This is a genomic window from Microcoleus sp. FACHB-831, assembly GCF_014695585.1.
In the GTDB taxonomy this organism is placed as follows: domain Bacteria; phylum Cyanobacteriota; class Cyanobacteriia; order Cyanobacteriales; family FACHB-T130; genus FACHB-831.
In genome coordinates this window covers 15,806-32,687 of record NZ_JACJON010000082.1, presented here as the reverse complement: position 1 = coordinate 32,687, position 16,882 = coordinate 15,806, and the positions used below count along the sequence as shown (strand labels likewise).

Sequence of the window (16,882 nt, the reverse complement as noted above, 5' to 3'; positions counted from 1 at the left end):
TCATCAGTACGCCGAACCAGCCGATGTATAGGCGGTTGTCGGTTGATGTTACCCAGTTGCAGAACCGTTCCCAAGCGTTAGCGCTTTGGCGCTGTTGAATGGTTGTGGTCATTTTTGGATGATTGCGATTTAATTTTCTAGGTTCGAGGGCGGTTTGTTTTGCCCACATTTATAACTTAAATCATTTGTTTCGGTTTGTAAAGGGTTTTCACAAAAAAAATTATGTAGTTAATAAGCTTGACAAAAAGCTCATATATCGATAATAGGCATAGGTTATCTCACCTATATTGAGAGATTCGGGGCGATCGCTACTTGTATTAAGTCCTGCATATATGGACTAGCACCTTGGGGATTCACTATTGGAAAGGTGGAGAACGGGCTGTTGGGGGTTGATGTCATTGAATAATATCTTCTCGCCACGCTCCCCCTAGTAGGTTAACGCCGTCCGTGCGGGGGAGGGGGTATGGTTTCCTTTAAGCTGGATGCGCGATCGCCGCCTTATCAACAATTTCCTCACTTAGCAGTCTAAAACCTTTTAATTATTGTGTTCGTATTGCGCTCGCGCTAACGGGCTTTAAGGAAGCTGCTGGACTAAACTATTTAATCTTTAACATTATGATGCTTGCACTCATTTTTAGTAAAGCTTTGTTGCTTATATCGTTGGAATATTTAATATTATTACTATATTAAATTGCAAAGCTTTTGGCGAGCTAGTATAACCAATAACACAAATCAAATCCGTAAGTATTTGGTGGAAGATTTATTCTAATTAACGTAAAATTGTACTAAAAGTAGTTAAGGTAAAGTTCATGCTTGAAAACTTAAAATTACGAGGCAGAATCTTTCTGGGTTTTTCTGTACCAGTAATATTAATAATTGGATTTAGCGGCATAGTATATTCAAGTGGAAATAAAGTATTTGATACATTCAAACAGGTAAACAGAGCGCAAAAAGCAATTATAGAAACCGATGATATGGTTTTAAGAAGTTCATTAATGGCTAGACAAGTCCGGGGCTATCTTTTAATAAAAGATAAAGAATCTCTAAAAGAATATGAAAAGCAAAGGCAGCGCTATCAAAAAGCTGTTGAAGCAGCAGATAGAGTAATTTTAGACCCAGAGCAAAGACAAATTTTTACAAAAATGCTTCAGACAGGAGAACAGTTTGATAAGTTGTCTAGGGCAACATTTGCTTTAGTAAATGAAGGCAAACAACAAGCAGCAGTAACTAGCTATCTTAGAGATTCCAAAATAGTTATTGGCTTGTTCGATAAACTGAATGAAGAATTTAATGAAAAGCAGTTACTAAAATTGTCAAGTTTTAGTAAAAACGCAAACGAATCCATACAGTTTTTGATACTAATGGCTGTGTTGACTACAGTATTATCTTTATTTCTTGCGACTGTTGCCGCTTATATTATTTGGTCAACTATTGCTAGAACGAATAAAGCTATTAATCAGACAGTAAATGCGATCGCCAGTTCTTCGACTGAGATTGCGGCGGCTGTAGAACAGCAGGAACGTAGCGCCACACACCAAGCGGCATCGGTGCATCAAACTACCAGCACAATGCATGAGTTAGCTGCATCTTCCCGACAGTCCGCAGAACAAGCCGAATCAGCCGCAGATAGCGCACGTCAGGTATTAAACCTGGCAGAATCATCGGCAGCAAGTGCGCTTCAAGTGTTAAACCTAGCGGAATCATCAGCAACAGGCGCACGTCAGGTATTAAACCTAGCCGAAGGGGGAACAAAGGGAGTGGGTAGGACCCTCGAAGGTATGTCTATGTTGAAACAGAAAGTAGGGGCGATTTCTGAGCAGATTATCCGCTTAAGCGAACAGACAAATCAAATTAGCAACATCACCAACATAGTCAGTAATTTAGCCAACCAGACAAATATGCTTGCTTTGAACGCAGCAGTAGAAGCAGTGCGTGCTGGAGAACATGGTAAGGGGTTTGGCGTGGTGGCAAGTGAAATCCGCAAACTGGCAGATCAAAGTAAAAGTTCAGCGGAGAAGATTAATCTACTTGTTGCTGCTATCCAGTCGGCGATCAATTTAACAGTGATGGTGACGGATGAAGGAAGAAAAACGGCAGAGGAAGGGATAAAACTTTCTCAGGAGACAGCCGACGCTTTTACAAACGTGACTCAGGCTATCAACGATGTCGTTTTATCGGCTTCTACGGGTGTGGCTCAGTCAATTAACGATGTGGTTTTAAACAATCAACAAACTTCGCTGGCGGCTATCAATGATGTTGTTTTTAGCAATCAACAAATTTCACTAACAGCCAAACAGCAAGCGATCGCGGTTCAGCAGGTGGTTGACGCAATGAACAACCTAAATCAAGGAGCCTCACAGACAGCCAGCGGCATTACTCAAACAAAAGTTAGTATTCAAAACCTCAACGAAGCCGCCGAAAGTCTTAAACCCTTAGTCTACTAATATTAGATTTTGGATTTGAGATTCTATTAAAATCTCAAATCCAAAATCTAAAGTACGATCAACCCGGTGGCCATTTCATGTGGCGTCCGCCCAGAATGTGTAAATGTAAGTGGGGCACTGTTTGTCCGCCGTCGTCACCATTGTTAATCACCACGCGGTAGCCGTTACTTAATCCAGCTTGTTCTGCAACCCGCTTAACAGTTAGTAACAAGTGACCCATAAGGGCGTGGTCTTGTGACTCAGCATCGGCAAGTTGGGCAATTGGCTGTTTGGGAATCACGAGGATATGGACGGGGGCTTGTGGTTGAATATCTTTGAAGGCGAGTGCCAAGTCGTCTTCATAAACAATGTCGGCGGGGATTTCCCGGCGGATAATTTTGCTGAAAATGGTTTCTGTGGTTTGACTCATATTGTTGATCCTAGTAGCGGAAATTCTAAGAATTCTAGGACTTACGCAGAAGAGATCGCCCAACGGGGATAAATTGGGGTCTTTTGAGCTTCCCCCCTCGTTCCCTGGGTCTGCGTGGGAATGCAGGGGAATTAGGGGGGATCTAAATTTCAGGGGTAAGGTGCGTAAGCCCTGAATTCCTTAAGATACAATCTCTCACATCCTTGATTAGCTGGTGCTAATTTCACGGTAATGGCGGGAATGCTTCCTCGTGCGATCGCATTGCATCTTTCTAAACAAACTTGTGGATAAATTTTTACTTATAGACGATCCCCGCTGCGATCGAAGTGAGGGTTATATGACACGGAGAATTCCAGAGTGTTAGTTTGAGAGCGATCGCGGGCACTATAGCTTTGAGCAATATTAGGAAAATTAAAGTGCTTGCTAGAGTTTGGAGTGCATCTATTGTCGGTATCGACGCTGTTAAAGTAGGCGTGGAAGTCGATGTCTCTGGTGGAATGCCGGGAGTTGTATTATTAGGTCTGCCTGATGCGGCAGTGCAAGAATCTCGCGAACGGGTGAAGGCGACGCTGAAGAATGCTGGTTACGCCTTCCCCATGCGTAAAATTGTGATTAATCTCACGCCAGCCGATTTGCGAAAAGAAGGGCCAAGTTTTGATTTGCCCATTAGTGTAGGGATCATGGCGGCGTCTGAGCAAGTTAGCGCCCAGATGTTGGGAGATTATTTATTTTTGGGCGAAGTTTCCCTCGACGGGAGTTTGCGTCCTGTTGCTGGAGTATTGCCCATTGCAGCAGCCGCGCAAAAGCTGGGTATTTCTGGGTTGGTTGTCCCAGCAGATAATGCACGGGAAGCAGCCGTAGTGCAAGGGTTAGAAGTTTATGGCTTTAAAGATCTATCGCAAGTCGCTGATTTCCTCAATCAGCCAGAACGCTATACGCCAATGCAGATGGATGGTTTGCAAGAAATAGAGCGATCGCAGCTTAATGGGCCAGATTTAAAAGATGTGAAGGGACAATCCCACGCCCGTCGCGCTTTGGAAATAGCTGCTGCTGGGGGACATAATCTCATTTTTGTGGGGCCGCCCGGTAGCGGTAAGACTATGCTGGCGCGAAGATTGCCGGGGATCTTGCCGCCATTAAGTTTTGAAGAAGCGCTAGAAGTTACTCAAATTCACTCTGTTGCTGGCTTACTTAAGAATAGAGGAACATTAGTAAGCGATCGCCCCTATCGCAGTCCCCACCACTCTGCTTCTGGTCCCGCCCTCGTCGGCGGCGGCACTTTTCCCCGTCCGGGAGAAATTTCTCTAGCCCACAGGGGAGTGCTTTTCATGGATGAACTCACAGAATTTAAGCGAGATGTTTTAGAGTTTTTACGACAACCTTTAGAAGATGGTTATGTGACAATTTCTCGCACGAGGCAATCTGTAATGTTTCCAGCACAGTTTACTCTTGTGGCGAGTACCAATCCTTGCCCTTGCGGATATTATGGCGATACCATTCAAGCTTGTAGTTGTTCTCCCAGGCAAAGGGAACAATATTGGGCGAAGCTTTCTGGCCCTTTGATGGATAGAATTGATTTGCAAGTTGCTGTTAATCGCTTGAAGCCAGAAGAGATTACCAGACAACCATTGGGGGAAAATTCTGCACCAGTTAGAGAGAGAGTACAGTTAGCAAGAGAGCGATCGCGCAATCGTTTCAAAACTCAAACAAATCTGCGTTGCAATGCCGAAATGCAAAGCAGCCATTTGCAGCAATGGTGCAACTTAGATGATGCTTCTCGCAATTTATTAGAAGCAGCCATTAGGAAATTAGGGTTATCGGCAAGAGCAAGCGATCGCATCCTAAAAGTTGCGCGCACAATTGCCGATTTAGCTGGCGATGAAGACCTCAAGCCCAATCACGTTGCTGAAGCAATTCAGTATCGTACAATTGACAGAATGCAATGATAAGCAAGTAAAAAGGCAAAAGCCAAAAGAAAGAAAAACTTTGGGCTTCAAAGCTTTTGTCCAGTGCCTAGTAGGGGTGAGCTTGCGAACGGCTCATAGGCATATGCTTGGCGATCGCGCTCATTTCTGGAGGACGGGATTAAACCGAAAATATAAGCCTCTTAGCAGTTGACTCATACTTTGCGGATGTGCGATCGCCCAGTTATTGATGAAGAGACATGTGCTTGCTAGTAACAGCAGAATGTAGGTAGGAGCCATTACTACGCCAACCTGGAACCACGTTAAAACGTGAATTACCATTATTAAAGCGCAGACATTACCAATTCCAGCAGCTTGCCACAATTGAATTTTAGGGCGATAAAGTGCTGTGAAAATCATTGCTTGAATGGTGAAAAACAAGTTCGCTGGAACCAGAAACGCACAGATGGAGATGCAGTGCGTGCGCGAAAAGTCGGATAGTGTATTGAAATCTAGCATCTAATAACTCTTATTGGAATATTTGCCAGTGTATCGCATAGAATCGCCATATTTGAGCTGCGATCGCGGTTTAGCCGGGAAGATTAAAAGAAGCGATTGGCAAGCTTCTAGCGGTTACACAGGTCGTAGTCTGGGATTTTCGGCGGGTTGGGATCTGGTGGATTTGATGCTTGTAGAGTTTAGCATCCGGTAATTACACCTATTGTAACACTTTGCTAAAATTAACTTGGTCATAGAGGCGACAAGCGCGATCGCTATTCAATCAATCTGTTCTATCGCTGAGCTTATCTCGACTATAGTTTTTTAGTATCATTAGCATCAGAACACTCACAATAATATTTATTTACCAACCCGGCCAGATATGTTATTTCATTTCCTGGCAACGATTCTGATACAGGAAGATACAAAACATATTTTATAAGCCGTTCTGAGTTAAGAGTAAGCAAATTTGGGGAGTTTTTCTCGAAGTGCGAAGCATCTATAAAGGTTAGGCTGGTACTTCCCCTAGTTGCATCAAAACCGTTTTCTCTAAGTTTTTTCATCATAAATTCAGGCTCGGAAACCAGTATTGCAACAAGCCAGAAAGAATTGTATTCAGCGCTGCTTCCAAGACAAACTATTTCTGGCAAAAGTAGAGAAATAAATTTACGTGCGTTTGACTGGCGCTTTTCAACCCAGTCGTTGTGATAGTTGCTTAATCTGCGATTTAAAAGAGCCAGCATCCGTTTAGGAGGACGGTATCTTATTTTATCAAGAATATCACCTTTAGAAAAACCGCGTGTCATTGAGTTAATAGCTGAATCGACATCTTTTACAAGGGCTTTAAAAACAGCTAAGACATTACAATACAAGACAGGAATTGAAAGCAGCTTCAAGCAGTAATATTTCAACAAACGTTGCAAGAACCAAAACTCGCTTCTTTGGGGATAATCATATTCAATACTTTTTATTTTAGACGCCAATGTTTTATCTTGAATAATGGCAACTGCTCCTCCAAGTGCAGTACACGACTTAATGGGGCCAAAGCTAAATAAACTTATATCAGCGCCATCATGACCATAATATTTATCGCCTGCAAAAGCTTGAGCGCAGTCTTCAAACAAGAGAAGGTTGTGCTTTTTACACAATTCGCTATAGGGATCTAGATTGATAATCGAGCCAAATAAATGTGCAACAATAAAAACTTTAGTTTTTTCTGTAATAAGATTTTCTAGTAAATCCAGCTTTGGTGCAAGTGTATCCAAAGAAATGTCAACGGATACTGGAACCAGTTTGTGGCGTTGGACAATTTCAACCATGTCTCTAATATTGACTGCGCTCATTAATACTTCAGAACCTGGGGGGAGGTTTAAAGACTGCAACAGCAAATCGAGGGATGTTCTTACGGAGAGCGTTACGAGAACTTCTTTATTAGTCTGCCAAAAAGATTGGATTTCTCTGATGTGTTGCGAGTCATCTGAGAAGTAAATAAACGAGCATAGGCTAGCGGCGAGATCTGCAAAGCTAATATGCAGGCGCAGCCTTGGATAAACTTTTAGCTTTCGTAAAAGCGGCTTTAAGCCTGAATGAGTTGGCAACAAGTGTGTTAACCCCACGCTCAAAACTTAGTAGACAATTTATCATTAACCTGATTCAGAAATAATAAATCAATTATGAAATTTTCTTTATTGTCTTTTTCTGCACGGTGCGGTTGTTAAATTCCATATCATCAAATCAGATTGCTATAGTTTGTAGCGATCGCACTATTATGGCTTAGACATAGGCGGTACAATATGACAGTCGTATTTTGTGGCGGACTGTGATTGAGCGGTATACTTTGCCTGAGATGGGCAACCTGTGGACGGAAACATATAAGCTGAAAACTTGGCTCCAGGTTGAAATAGCAGTTTGTGAAGCTCAAGCGGAATTGGGTTATATCCCATCTGAGGCGGTTGAGGAAATTAAGGCTAAGGCTAATTTTGACCCTAAGCGGGTTCTGGAAATTGAGGCTGAAGTCCGCCACGATATGATCGCATTTCTCACCAACGTCAACGAGTACGTGGGTGATGCAGGACGTTACATTCACCTTGGATTAACCAGTTCCGATGTCTTGGATACGGCTTTGGCGCTGCAACTGGTAGCCAGTGTAGATGTGTTGTTGGGACAGATTGAGGCTTTAACTCAAGCCATACGTTACCAAGCGCAGCAACATCGCACTACGGTAATGATTGGGCGATCGCACGGTATTCACGCCGAACCTATTACGTTTGGGTTTAAGCTAGCAGGGTGGTTGGCGGAAGTTTTGCGAAACCGCGATCGCCTCGTTCGTTTACGCAACGAAATCGCTGTTGGCAAAATATCTGGCGCAGTCGGAACTTATGCCAACGTCGATCCCAGAATAGAAGAAATCGCTTGTCAAAAATTGGGGTTAGAACCGGATACGGCGTCAACCCAGGTTATATCGCGCGATCGCCACGCCGATTACGTGCAAACTTTGGCGCTACTGGGTGCTTCCATTGAACGCTTTGCCGTCGAAATTCGCAACCTGCAACGCACAGACGTTCTAGAAGTAGAAGAATTCTTCTCCAAAGGACAAAAAGGCTCGTCTGCAATGCCGCACAAGCGCAACCCCATTCGTTCAGAACGACTCACCGGGATGGCGCGAATCCTTCGGGGTAATGCCGTTGCAGCCTTAGAAAATGTCGCGCTTTGGCACGAACGGGATATATCCCACAGTTCCGTTGAAAGGATGATTTTCCCCGATTCCTGCACATTAACCCACTTCATGTTAGTGGAAACCACCGATTTGGTGAAACACCTGTTGGTTTATCCCGAAAATATGCAGCGGAATATGAACGTTTACGGCGGCGTAGTCTTCAGCCAACGGGTGATGCTAGCTTTGGTGGAAAAAGGGATGCGGCGCGAGGAAGCTTATGAGGTTGTGCAGTCTTGCGCTCATCAGGCTTGGAATAAACCGGAAGGAGACTTTCACGCTTTGATTGCCAAAGATCCCCGCGTGACTCAGCAGATGTCGAAGGAAGAAATTGAGGCTTGTTTCGATCCTAAACATCATTTAAAGCATTTAGACGCGATTTATCAGCGGTTGGGGATTTAAAATATCATCCCTCTTTGCAATAAAAATTCTTCCCCGCAATGGGGGAGAGAGGTGGTTAAGAGCATTAATTAAGATGGGCAATGCCCATTTTTTTTTTACCAGCTAGATGCTCTATACAAGCAGCGGCTGAGGCACTAAAGATAGAGGTTGAACAAGTAAGGCAAGTTATTCAACAATAGTAGGACTTAGGCAACTAAATTCGCTGTGAAAGTCTTATTGATAATTAGGGTTAGAGGGACTTAATAAGTAAATCCTCAATAGCTAAAATCGCATGGAGAATGCTAACCCTATTATCTCTTCGCTACTTGCTGCGATCGCCGCACTTCACCTCGCTGCTGCTAAACTAAGTCTTTGCGCTACAGTTTGGTGGAAAAATTGAAGTAGAGGGACATTGCTGCGCTGCTGATGCCGCAAGTAGAGGAGATGGAATGAACGCAGAGGCGATAACTAGAGAGGCGATGTCTGGCGCGGGGGCAAAACGGAGTACGCAAACTCGATATAAGTTGCTAGCTGCAATTAAACGGGAAGTTGCCGAACGTCTAGAACAATCATTGCATAAGGCAGTATTTATCGATTTGTCCAACGATAGACAACCCGAACAGGTGCAACGCCTTTGGGATGTTGAGGTTAAAATCGGCAGCGGTTCCACTACCAAAATAACTCCGGAAACAAAAATTATAGATGTTTTCGATCGGGCAGCAGGTAAGTTATTAATCTTGGGCGCACAGGGATCTGGTAAAACTACAACTCTACTAGAACTTGCTGCCGATTTAATCGCTAGGGCTGAAAATAACGCGGATCAGCCTATCCCAGTTTTGTTTAATCTTTCCTTGTGGGAAAGCAATAACCAAAGTATTGCATCATGCCTGGTAGACTACCTCGGCGCTAAATATGGCGTGCCCGTTGATATTAGCATAAATCTACTTAATCAACAGCAAATATTACCTCTTTTGGATGGACTAGATGAACTGGAATTATCTCGACAAGAAATATGTCTTCAGCGGATTAACTATCTGCTAGATAGACTCAATCAGCTTGTTGCGTGCAATCGCGTGGAAGTTTATAAAAGCGGTACTACCAGGTTGCAAATGCACGGTGCAATTTATTTGCGATCGCTTGATGAAAGTCAAATCCGCAATTACCTTCTAAATGCTAGAAGTCGCGAACTTTGGGAGAACATCAAAACCGATCCCGATTTATTGGTGTTGGCAAAGACGCCGCTATTATTAAATATAATGACGTTAGCATATGAGGAAATTTTAATTCATTCTTGGAAACGTCTCACTTCTCTGGAAGAACGTCGCCAGTATTTGTTAAATGCCTATGTTCGTCGGATGCTAATACGGGATGTTAAACCGCACTGGTATAGTAAAGGGAAAGAACCGCGCCTAGAGAGATCGCGCCAAGGGATAGTAAGGCTTGCTAAAAATATGCGATCGCAGGCAATAGATGAATTTTTGATTTATAATATGCAGCCTGCTTGGTTGGAAAATTCTACTCATAAGGCGCAATATCGTTTGGGAGTTAGGCTGATTTTTGGGGTAATTTACGGACTTATTGCTAGTCTCATGTTGGGGTTGACTTCTAAGCTAGTTGGCGGCTTATTTATTAAGCTGATAGTTACGCTAATTTTAGGGTTAATTGGTGGAATAATCAGTGGAGCAATGGGCAGTTTTATATTGGGACTTACCGATGAAATATTAGAAAAAATAGTACCATTCCAACCAAATTTAGAAAAGAAACTTGTTGCCAGCGGCGGTGTGAAAGAAGCAGCAATATATGGCCTAATTGTTGTAGCGATCGCAATACTGATTTTTGGTACAATTGCTGTTGTAGCTCCTGGCATAAGTTGGATAATTGCGCCGATTATAGGGTTGTTAGCAATCGTCTATGTAAACATCTATGGCTTACCTGGAATTCAACATTTCATGTTGCGCCTAATTCTTTGGCGAAATGGTTATATTCCCTGGAACTATAGCCGTTTTCTCAACTACGCCGCACAACGGTACTTTCTGCAACGAGTGGGTAGGCGCTATAGGTTTATGCACGATTTATTCAAAGAGCATTTCGCCTCAATGTAATTATACTAAAATAGGCTTCCCTCATCCGGTATTCGTGCTAGCTGAAATACCTGTTCAACTGTTATTTCTAATCCCTCTAAGATAGAATCTGTAAGCGGCGTGCCTCCTCTATATGTCTGCGGTGCCGAATCGGGATAAAAAACAGTAATACTTCTGGCTTTGCTATCAACAATCCAAACTCGTAACACACCAGCGTCCAAGTAATCTCGCGCTTTAGAAACTAGCTGTCCAAAAGTTTGACCAGGCGAAATAATTTCTATAACCAATTCAGGCGCAACAGGACAAGCGTCATCCTGCATCCAGTCGGCTGGAAATCGCTCGTAAGATATGTATAGCAAATCCGGCACGGGAACCCAGTCTCGATCCTGCTGAGTTAATCTAATCGCCCATTCTATAGCTACTTCTCCCCGCTGCTGACACCACAATTCAAGCAGGTTGAGTAGAGCCTTGGTCAGCCTGTAGTGAAAAAATTTTGGCGACATCTTCCGTACTGCCTGACCTTTTATTAACTCGTAGGTAACATCACCCTCTGCCTCTACTAAGGAGAAAAATTCTTCAATGTTTAGGTTACTTCTTGCTTGGAGGGTGGCTGAATTCATGTAAAATAAAAATTGATAAATAAGTTAACTCTATTTTTACACTTTTAGGCCAATTTTTTCAATGAGTCCCCAACCTAGAAAACAATTTGGTCAACACTGGCTTCGCAGTGATAAGGCGCTCAATCAAATAATAAAAGCAGCTAATTTATCCAAGAGCGATCGCGTACTGGAAATTGGCCCCGGTACTGGCATACTAACTCGCCAGCTATTGCCCGCTGCTGAATCAGTTGTTGCTGTAGAAATTGACAGCGATTTGTGCGAAAAGCTAGCTAAAAAATTGGGTAATGTTGAAAAATTCTTACTTTTGCAAGGCGATATACTCAGCCTAGATTGGGCTGCTCAAATTGCTGCTTTCCCAACTTTCCAAAAACCTAACAAAGTTGTTGCCAATATCCCTTACAATATCACTGGCCCAATTTTAGAACATCTGTTAGGTACAATTTCCCAACCAGCAGCGGAAGCTTTTGATTTAATTGTCCTGCTGGTGCAGAAAGAAGTAGCAGATCGGTTGTATGCTAAACCAGGATCGAGGGCTTTTGGAGCGTTATCAGTGCGCGTGCAGTATTTAGCCATATGCGAGTTTATCTATCACGTACCAGCAGGAGCGTTTTACCCGCCGCCCAAGGTAGATTCAGCCGTTGTTCGGTTGCGTCCGCGAATGATAGAAACACCAGCACGCGATCCCAGACACTTAGAGAGTTTGGTAAAAATAGGGTTCGCCGAGAAGCGCAAAATGTTGCGGAATAATTTGAAAGGAATAATAGAGCGCGATCGCCTGACTCAATTGCTGGAACAATTAGAGATAAATCCCCAAGCCCGCGCTGAAGATTTAAGCGTGCCTCAGTGGGTCGCCTTGAGTAACACGTTACAAGTTTCTCAGTAGTTCGTGGTTTGTGGTTCATAGCAACGAACAATGAACAAAAAGCAATCTACATAACTAAAGATATGCGTTCATATTCTCTAATTGTCCCAGCCAAAATTAACCTGTATTTAGAAATACTCGGATCGCGTCCTGACGGTTATCACGAGTTGGCAATGGTGCTGCAAAGCATCGACTTAGCAGATCGAATTGATTTGCGATCGCTTAGTACCGATACCATCCGCGTACACTGCGATAATCCCCAAGTCCCAGCAGACAAAAGCAATCTGGCTTATCGCGCCGCTGAATTAATGGCGTCGGAATTCCCCAAATCTTTAGCACAATATGGCGGAGTTGAAATTGCGATCGCTAAGCGAATACCCGTAGCTGCTGGATTGGCTGGGGGGTCGGCAAATGCAGCCGCTGTCTTGGTAGGTATAGATTTAATGTGGCAACTGGGGCTAACTCAGTCAGAATTGGAAGAACTAGCAACCCAACTCGGTTCTGATGTGCCGTTTTGTATAGCTGGGGGAACCGCGATCGCTACCGGACGCGGTGAAAAACTTTCCACCATACCTGCTTTGACAAATCTCCATGTAGTGCTGGCAAAATATCGTAACCTGGCAGTTTCTACAGTTTGGGCTTACTCTACCTATCGCCAGCAATTTGGCAGTACCTACCTTAGCGATACAGAAAGCCTGCAATCTCGCTCTTCGCGGGTGCATTCTGGGCCATTAGTCAGCGCGATCGCTCAAAAGGATGGCGCGAAAATTGGCCAATTGCTGCACAATGACTTAGAGAAAGTTGTATTGCCCGAACATCCTCAAGTACTGCGACTGCGCGAGGCATTCCAAAGCAGCGGCGTCTTGGGAACGATGATGTCTGGATCGGGGCCAACAGTGTTTGCCCTCGCAGCATCGGAATCGCAAGCACAAGAAGTTAAACAGGCCGTGAGGAAGTTAATTCCCGACCCAAATTTAGACCTCTGGGCAACCAAGCTAATCGCCAACGGCATTCGCGTTGCAAATTGAAATTTATGACTAACGAAACTCCCACACCAACCCCCGATATCAATAACCAAAAACCAACTCCCTTGCGGTGTTTGTCTGGTGCGATAATTGCTGGCGGAATGGCAGCGGCTCTTTATTTTCTCACAGCCTCTATTGGTCAAACTTTTGCTGCCAAACCCATCCATTCAACTAATGTTACCGTCCAGAATATTGCCGCAGCCGTTCGTACTCTGGTTGTGGGGATGAGTGCTTTGGGAGCGGGAATATTTGGCTTAGTAGCTATCGGACTGGTAGCTTTGGCTATCCAAGTGTTAATTGAACAACTGAAGAACCCCACACCTCCACCAGCGCAACAGTAAAAGCATGAGCGGCCAACCCCAGAAACCAGTTAGGCGATCGCGGCGTCAAAAACGGAACTCAGGGTTTGCCGGGTTCTTGAAGATTCTGTTTATTCAGGGAAACGCCGCTGCTTCGTCGCTCAAGCTTCGCTGGGAAAAGACAGCTCAAAAACCAACACCAAAAACGTCTCTAACGCCTCTTTCTCGAAGACTAACAGGCTTATCTCAGAGCGGGGAAAGCGAGCGATCGCCGCAATTTCCTTTGCAGCAGATAGATCGAAACCTAGAACCGCTAGCGGCGTTCCTAAGAAATTCCGCGCTTTTCAAAATAATCGAATTTTTAGGTTTAATCTTGCTAACTTTAGCCGCACTCTCCTACATTTCTCAAGGTCAGGAGCAACAGAAAATAGGGCACTATCAAGCTTGGCAAACGATTAACTCGGCTCAGGGAAAAGCAGGAAATGGCGGCAGAATCGAGGCACTCGAATACCTAAACGGCGATCGCGTTAGTCTAGCAGGCGTCAATGCTGACAAAGCATATTTAGTCCAAATCGATCTTGCCAATGCTAACTTAGCAAAAGCCAGCTTTCGGGAAGCTAACTTGCAGCAAGCCAAACTCCAAGGAGCCAACTTGCAGCAAGCGAATTTGCAGCAAGCCAATTTGCAAGCAGTCAACCTCAAGCAAACTGACATAGAAGCCGCCGACTTCCGAAAGGCTAAGAACCTGAAGACCGATCAAATTAAAAGTGCGAAGAATTGGGAAAAGGCTAAATTTGACGACGATTTCCGCGCCATACTAGGCTTGCCTCCAGAGGACAAACAGTTCAGGGGATAAAAGAGCGATCGCGGATTTAGGGAAACGGCGATCGCATCCTTCTGGCAAGCCTAAGATGCCACGCCCCTATACTTAGCAAAAAATCGTCTTAGTTTTGCCAGCTATGCGTCGTGCAGCCTATTAACTACGATCGCCCCATCCAGTCGTTGATGCGAGCAAACAATTTTGCTTTGAGTGCTGCTGGAATTTCGTCTCAAGAACTTGAAGATTGATTTATACGACGTTTATTCCTGCTTGCAATTAGGTGATGCATATGAATCTTATAGCTAGGGAGCAATATGCAAACAGAGCCTTTGCGGCGAACTGTTATGCAGCGTCGGGTGATTCGATTAATAAGATGAGCGATCGCACTAATCACTCCGGCTCTAATCCCCCCAATGCTGATAATCCAACTGCGGTGCTAGCGCACTGCTAACGCGCTAACTTCTTCTACCGCAACTTTTTAGACAAATATTCATTCTGCCCAATATAGACGACGTTCCGCGGACAAACTAAAAAAAGTATTTCAATATGCAGATGACTACTAAGGGAGATAATATTATGCAGTGAGATAGATCGTCGATTAACTCAGTAGAGTGAGATACTGATAAGTTAAGGGTACAAAATTAAACGCATTTAAAGTGGCTCGCCCTTGGGTTTAAGGTGAACCAAGATCGCGCCTGCTGAGGTGTGACAAACTCAATAGTGGCAAGAACTCGAAGAGCCGCCAATATGCCTGCCGTAAGATAAGCATAAAACTTATGACTGTTCCCAATTCCGCAACAACGATCCTTGATAGCCAGGAATTTTTACCCGCATCTGCTGAGCGAGTGGAACTGATCGAGCAGCTGTTGGCAATAGGCACGGCACTTTCTTCGAGCCGCGATCTGGGGCAATTACTCAATCTGATTTTATCGAAAAGCCGAGAAATTACTTGTAGCGATGCTGGGAGCGTCTATTTAATAGACCATAGCGATGAAACTCCTAAGTTGCTATTTAAGGTAGCGCAGAACGATTCTTTACCAACAGGCTCATTTCAAGAGTTAGTTATGCCACTCACCCCCAAAAGTCTGGCAGGTTACGTGGCTCTGACGGGGGAAATATTAAATTTACCTGATGCTTATGATTTGCCCAAAGATGTCCCCTATGAGTTAGACCGCAGTTTCGACAGTAGCTGTCCGTATCACACGCGGTCGGTCTTGGTACTGCCAATGCAAGATCAAAATGGGGAAGTCATTGGTGTAATTCAACTGATCAACCGCAAGCTCCGCCGTCATATGGTGGTGACACCTAAGAACGTGCGGGAGGTTACTCAGTCATATTCCGAGTGGGAAGAGGTGATCGTGCGATCGCTAGCTTCTCAAGCTGCTATCTCGATCGAACGCAACCAACTGCAAAAGAACATTGAGAATCTATTTGAAGGTTTTGTAAGAGCGTCCGTTCAGATTATTGAAGCACGAGACCCGACGACTTCGGGCCATTCTGAGCGAGTCGCCGAACTAACAGTGCGGTTGAGTGAAGAAGCAAGTTCTGTCACTACTGGGCCACTGCGGTTAATTAAGTTTAGCGATCGCAACATTCAAGAAATTCGCTATGCAGCTTTGTTGCACGATTTCGGCAAAGTACACATACCAGAAGCTATTTTAGGCAAGCAGAAAAAACTCTATCCCTCTGAGCTAGAGGTGATTCGCCACCGCATTGCTATAGCGCAACGCACCTTAGAAATGGAATGCGCGCAGAACAAGTTTAAATATCTAATCGAGCATCCCAGCCACCGACATAATAGCTCGGAAACTGGCTGCGCCCATTGCCAGCAGTTAGAAGAGTTGGATAAGCAGTTGGAACGCGCGATCGCTCGACTAGGTAGCTACTGGAAGCTGATCTTAGAAGCTAATGAACCAGAGGTGTTGGACACAAAGCAATTTCAGTTTTTGTCTGAAGAGGCTTTTTCTCAACTTACAGAACTTTCTCAATATACCTATCGAGACATCGATGGGCAGCTAAAACCGCTCATCTCACAGGAAGAAGTAGCCTGTCTGATGATACCCAGGGGCAATCTAACATCAGAAGAGCGTCGAGCCATCGAATCCCACGTTACTCACACCTACGCATTTCTTAAGCGAATTCCCTGGACGAAGCATCTTCAAGATGTTCCAATCATTGCCTACGGGCATCACGAAAAGCTAGATGGCAGCGGCTACCCTCAAGGCTTGAGACACGAAGAAATTCCCATTCAAAGCCAGATTATGAGTATTGCCGATATTTACGATGCTCTGACGGCTAGCGATCGCCCCTATAAGCGCCGATTGCCCTTGGAAATAACCCTGCAAATCCTCCGACAAGAAGCCGCTAAAACCAAAATAAATAGCGACTTGGTTGACCTGTTTGAACAGCGCCAAGTTTTCACTGTTCTAGGCCACACCCTAACGCTCGAAGCTAACTCAGCCGCTTAATACTCGGCTCGGGAGTCCCCATTCCTTGTAGAGACGCAGATTCGCTCGCGTTTCCCATTCTCGATTCCCCATCCCCCATTAACTCTTTGCAATTCTTATCTTTCACGTAAATTATCCCCACCCATTCCCCACTGTTTCCACAGTACAGGCCCTTTTTTTCCACATATTCTAGGTAGTTTTCCACAGGGATGAACGCTTGGATAGAGTGTTTCAGAAGACCTGGGGATTGTTGCGCCAACTAAAGCTGAGCCTGGTAAGGACTGAGTTTATATGAACAAATGTAACGAAAATTACCCTCAAAAGCGCATTCCTTCGTTGATATTTTTTTGATTTGCAAGCAGTTGTAACATTTCGCAGC

General features: G+C 44.4%; 15 protein-coding genes and 1 pseudogene. 11 read left to right on the top strand and 5 right to left on the bottom strand.

What is annotated here, in order from left to right; genetic code table 11:
* A pseudogene (locus H6F77_RS26430) lies at nt 1–112 on the bottom strand (photosystem II q(b) protein); the annotation flags it as partial.
* Between the two features lie 697 nt (nt 113–809).
* On the opposite strand from H6F77_RS26430, the gene H6F77_RS26425 reads away from it, so the two are divergent.
* Nucleotides 810–2,444: a methyl-accepting chemotaxis protein gene (locus H6F77_RS26425; protein ID WP_190491907.1), complete on the top strand. Its 1,635-nt coding sequence runs from the start codon at nt 810–812 to the stop codon at nt 2,442–2,444.
* Nucleotides 2,445–2,502: 58 nt separating this feature from the next.
* On the opposite strand, the gene H6F77_RS26420 is transcribed toward H6F77_RS26425, so the two are convergent.
* Nucleotides 2,503–2,853 (bottom strand): histidine triad nucleotide-binding protein, encoded by a 351-nt coding sequence (locus H6F77_RS26420; RefSeq protein ID WP_190491906.1) that lies wholly within the window; start codon nt 2,851–2,853, stop codon nt 2,503–2,505.
* A gap of 416 nt (nt 2,854–3,269) precedes the next feature.
* On the opposite strand from H6F77_RS26420, the gene H6F77_RS26415 reads away from it, so the two are divergent.
* On the top strand, nt 3,270–4,799 hold the full coding sequence (locus H6F77_RS26415; protein WP_190491905.1) for a YifB family Mg chelatase-like AAA ATPase: 1,530 nt from the start codon (nt 3,270–3,272) through the stop codon (nt 4,797–4,799).
* A 120-nt stretch (nt 4,800–4,919) separates the two neighbouring features.
* On the opposite strand, the gene H6F77_RS26410 is transcribed toward H6F77_RS26415, so the two are convergent.
* On the bottom strand, nt 4,920–5,276 hold the full coding sequence (locus H6F77_RS26410) for a hypothetical protein (RefSeq protein ID WP_190491904.1): 357 nt from the start codon (nt 5,274–5,276) through the stop codon (nt 4,920–4,922).
* Nucleotides 5,277–5,304: 28 nt separating this feature from the next.
* On the opposite strand from H6F77_RS26410, the gene H6F77_RS26405 reads away from it, so the two are divergent.
* On the top strand, nt 5,305–5,469 hold the full coding sequence (locus H6F77_RS26405) for a hypothetical protein (RefSeq protein ID WP_190491903.1): 165 nt from the start codon (nt 5,305–5,307) through the stop codon (nt 5,467–5,469).
* 100 nt (nt 5,470–5,569) lie between these two features.
* Here H6F77_RS26405 and H6F77_RS26400 read toward each other — a convergent pair whose 3' ends face one another.
* Entirely contained in the window at nt 5,570–6,853 is a 1,284-nt protein-coding gene (locus tag H6F77_RS26400; protein WP_190491902.1) for an aminotransferase class I/II-fold pyridoxal phosphate-dependent enzyme, read from the bottom strand.
* Between the two features lie 221 nt (nt 6,854–7,074).
* On the opposite strand from H6F77_RS26400, the gene purB reads away from it, so the two are divergent.
* Together purB and H6F77_RS26390 are read left to right on the top strand one after the other, a co-directional pair.
* Nucleotides 7,075–8,370 carry an adenylosuccinate lyase gene (purB, locus tag H6F77_RS26395; RefSeq protein ID WP_190491901.1) on the top strand — a complete coding sequence of 432 codons (1,296 nt, stop codon included), beginning with the start codon at nt 7,075–7,077 and terminating at the stop codon, nt 8,368–8,370.
* Nucleotides 8,371–8,798: 428 nt separating this feature from the next.
* Nucleotides 8,799–10,451, top strand: coding sequence for an NACHT domain-containing protein (locus H6F77_RS26390; protein WP_190491900.1), 1,653 nt, complete (start codon nt 8,799–8,801; stop codon nt 10,449–10,451).
* Between the two features lie 5 nt (nt 10,452–10,456).
* Here H6F77_RS26390 and H6F77_RS26385 read toward each other — a convergent pair whose 3' ends face one another.
* A complete protein-coding gene (locus H6F77_RS26385) occupies nt 10,457–11,050 on the bottom strand; it encodes a Uma2 family endonuclease (protein ID WP_190491899.1) in 594 nt (197 codons plus the stop codon).
* A gap of 61 nt (nt 11,051–11,111) precedes the next feature.
* Here H6F77_RS26385 and rsmA point away from each other — a divergent pair, with 61 nt between their 5' ends.
* From rsmA to H6F77_RS26355, 6 genes are all read left to right on the top strand, one after another.
* A complete protein-coding gene (gene rsmA / locus H6F77_RS26380) occupies nt 11,112–11,933 on the top strand; it encodes a 16S rRNA (adenine(1518)-N(6)/adenine(1519)-N(6))-dimethyltransferase RsmA (RefSeq protein ID WP_190491898.1) in 822 nt (273 codons plus the stop codon).
* Between the two features lie 62 nt (nt 11,934–11,995).
* Nucleotides 11,996–12,940 (top strand): 4-(cytidine 5'-diphospho)-2-C-methyl-D-erythritol kinase, encoded by a 945-nt coding sequence (ispE, locus tag H6F77_RS26375; RefSeq protein WP_190491897.1) that lies wholly within the window; start codon nt 11,996–11,998, stop codon nt 12,938–12,940.
* Nucleotides 12,941–12,945: 5 nt separating this feature from the next.
* Nucleotides 12,946–13,278, top strand: a complete 333-nt coding sequence (locus H6F77_RS26370) for a DUF3082 domain-containing protein (RefSeq protein WP_190491896.1) — start codon at nt 12,946–12,948, stop codon at nt 13,276–13,278.
* A gap of 4 nt (nt 13,279–13,282) precedes the next feature.
* A complete protein-coding gene (locus tag H6F77_RS26365; RefSeq protein ID WP_190491895.1) occupies nt 13,283–14,092 on the top strand; it encodes a pentapeptide repeat-containing protein in 810 nt (269 codons plus the stop codon).
* Between the two features lie 253 nt (nt 14,093–14,345).
* Nucleotides 14,346–14,507: a hypothetical protein gene (locus H6F77_RS26360; protein ID WP_190491894.1), complete on the top strand. Its 162-nt coding sequence runs from the start codon at nt 14,346–14,348 to the stop codon at nt 14,505–14,507.
* A gap of 325 nt (nt 14,508–14,832) precedes the next feature.
* Complete coding sequence (locus tag H6F77_RS26355; RefSeq protein WP_190491893.1) at nt 14,833–16,524, top strand: HD domain-containing phosphohydrolase; 1,692 nt, start codon at nt 14,833–14,835, stop codon at nt 16,522–16,524.
* Nucleotides 16,525–16,882 lie beyond the last annotated feature (358 nt).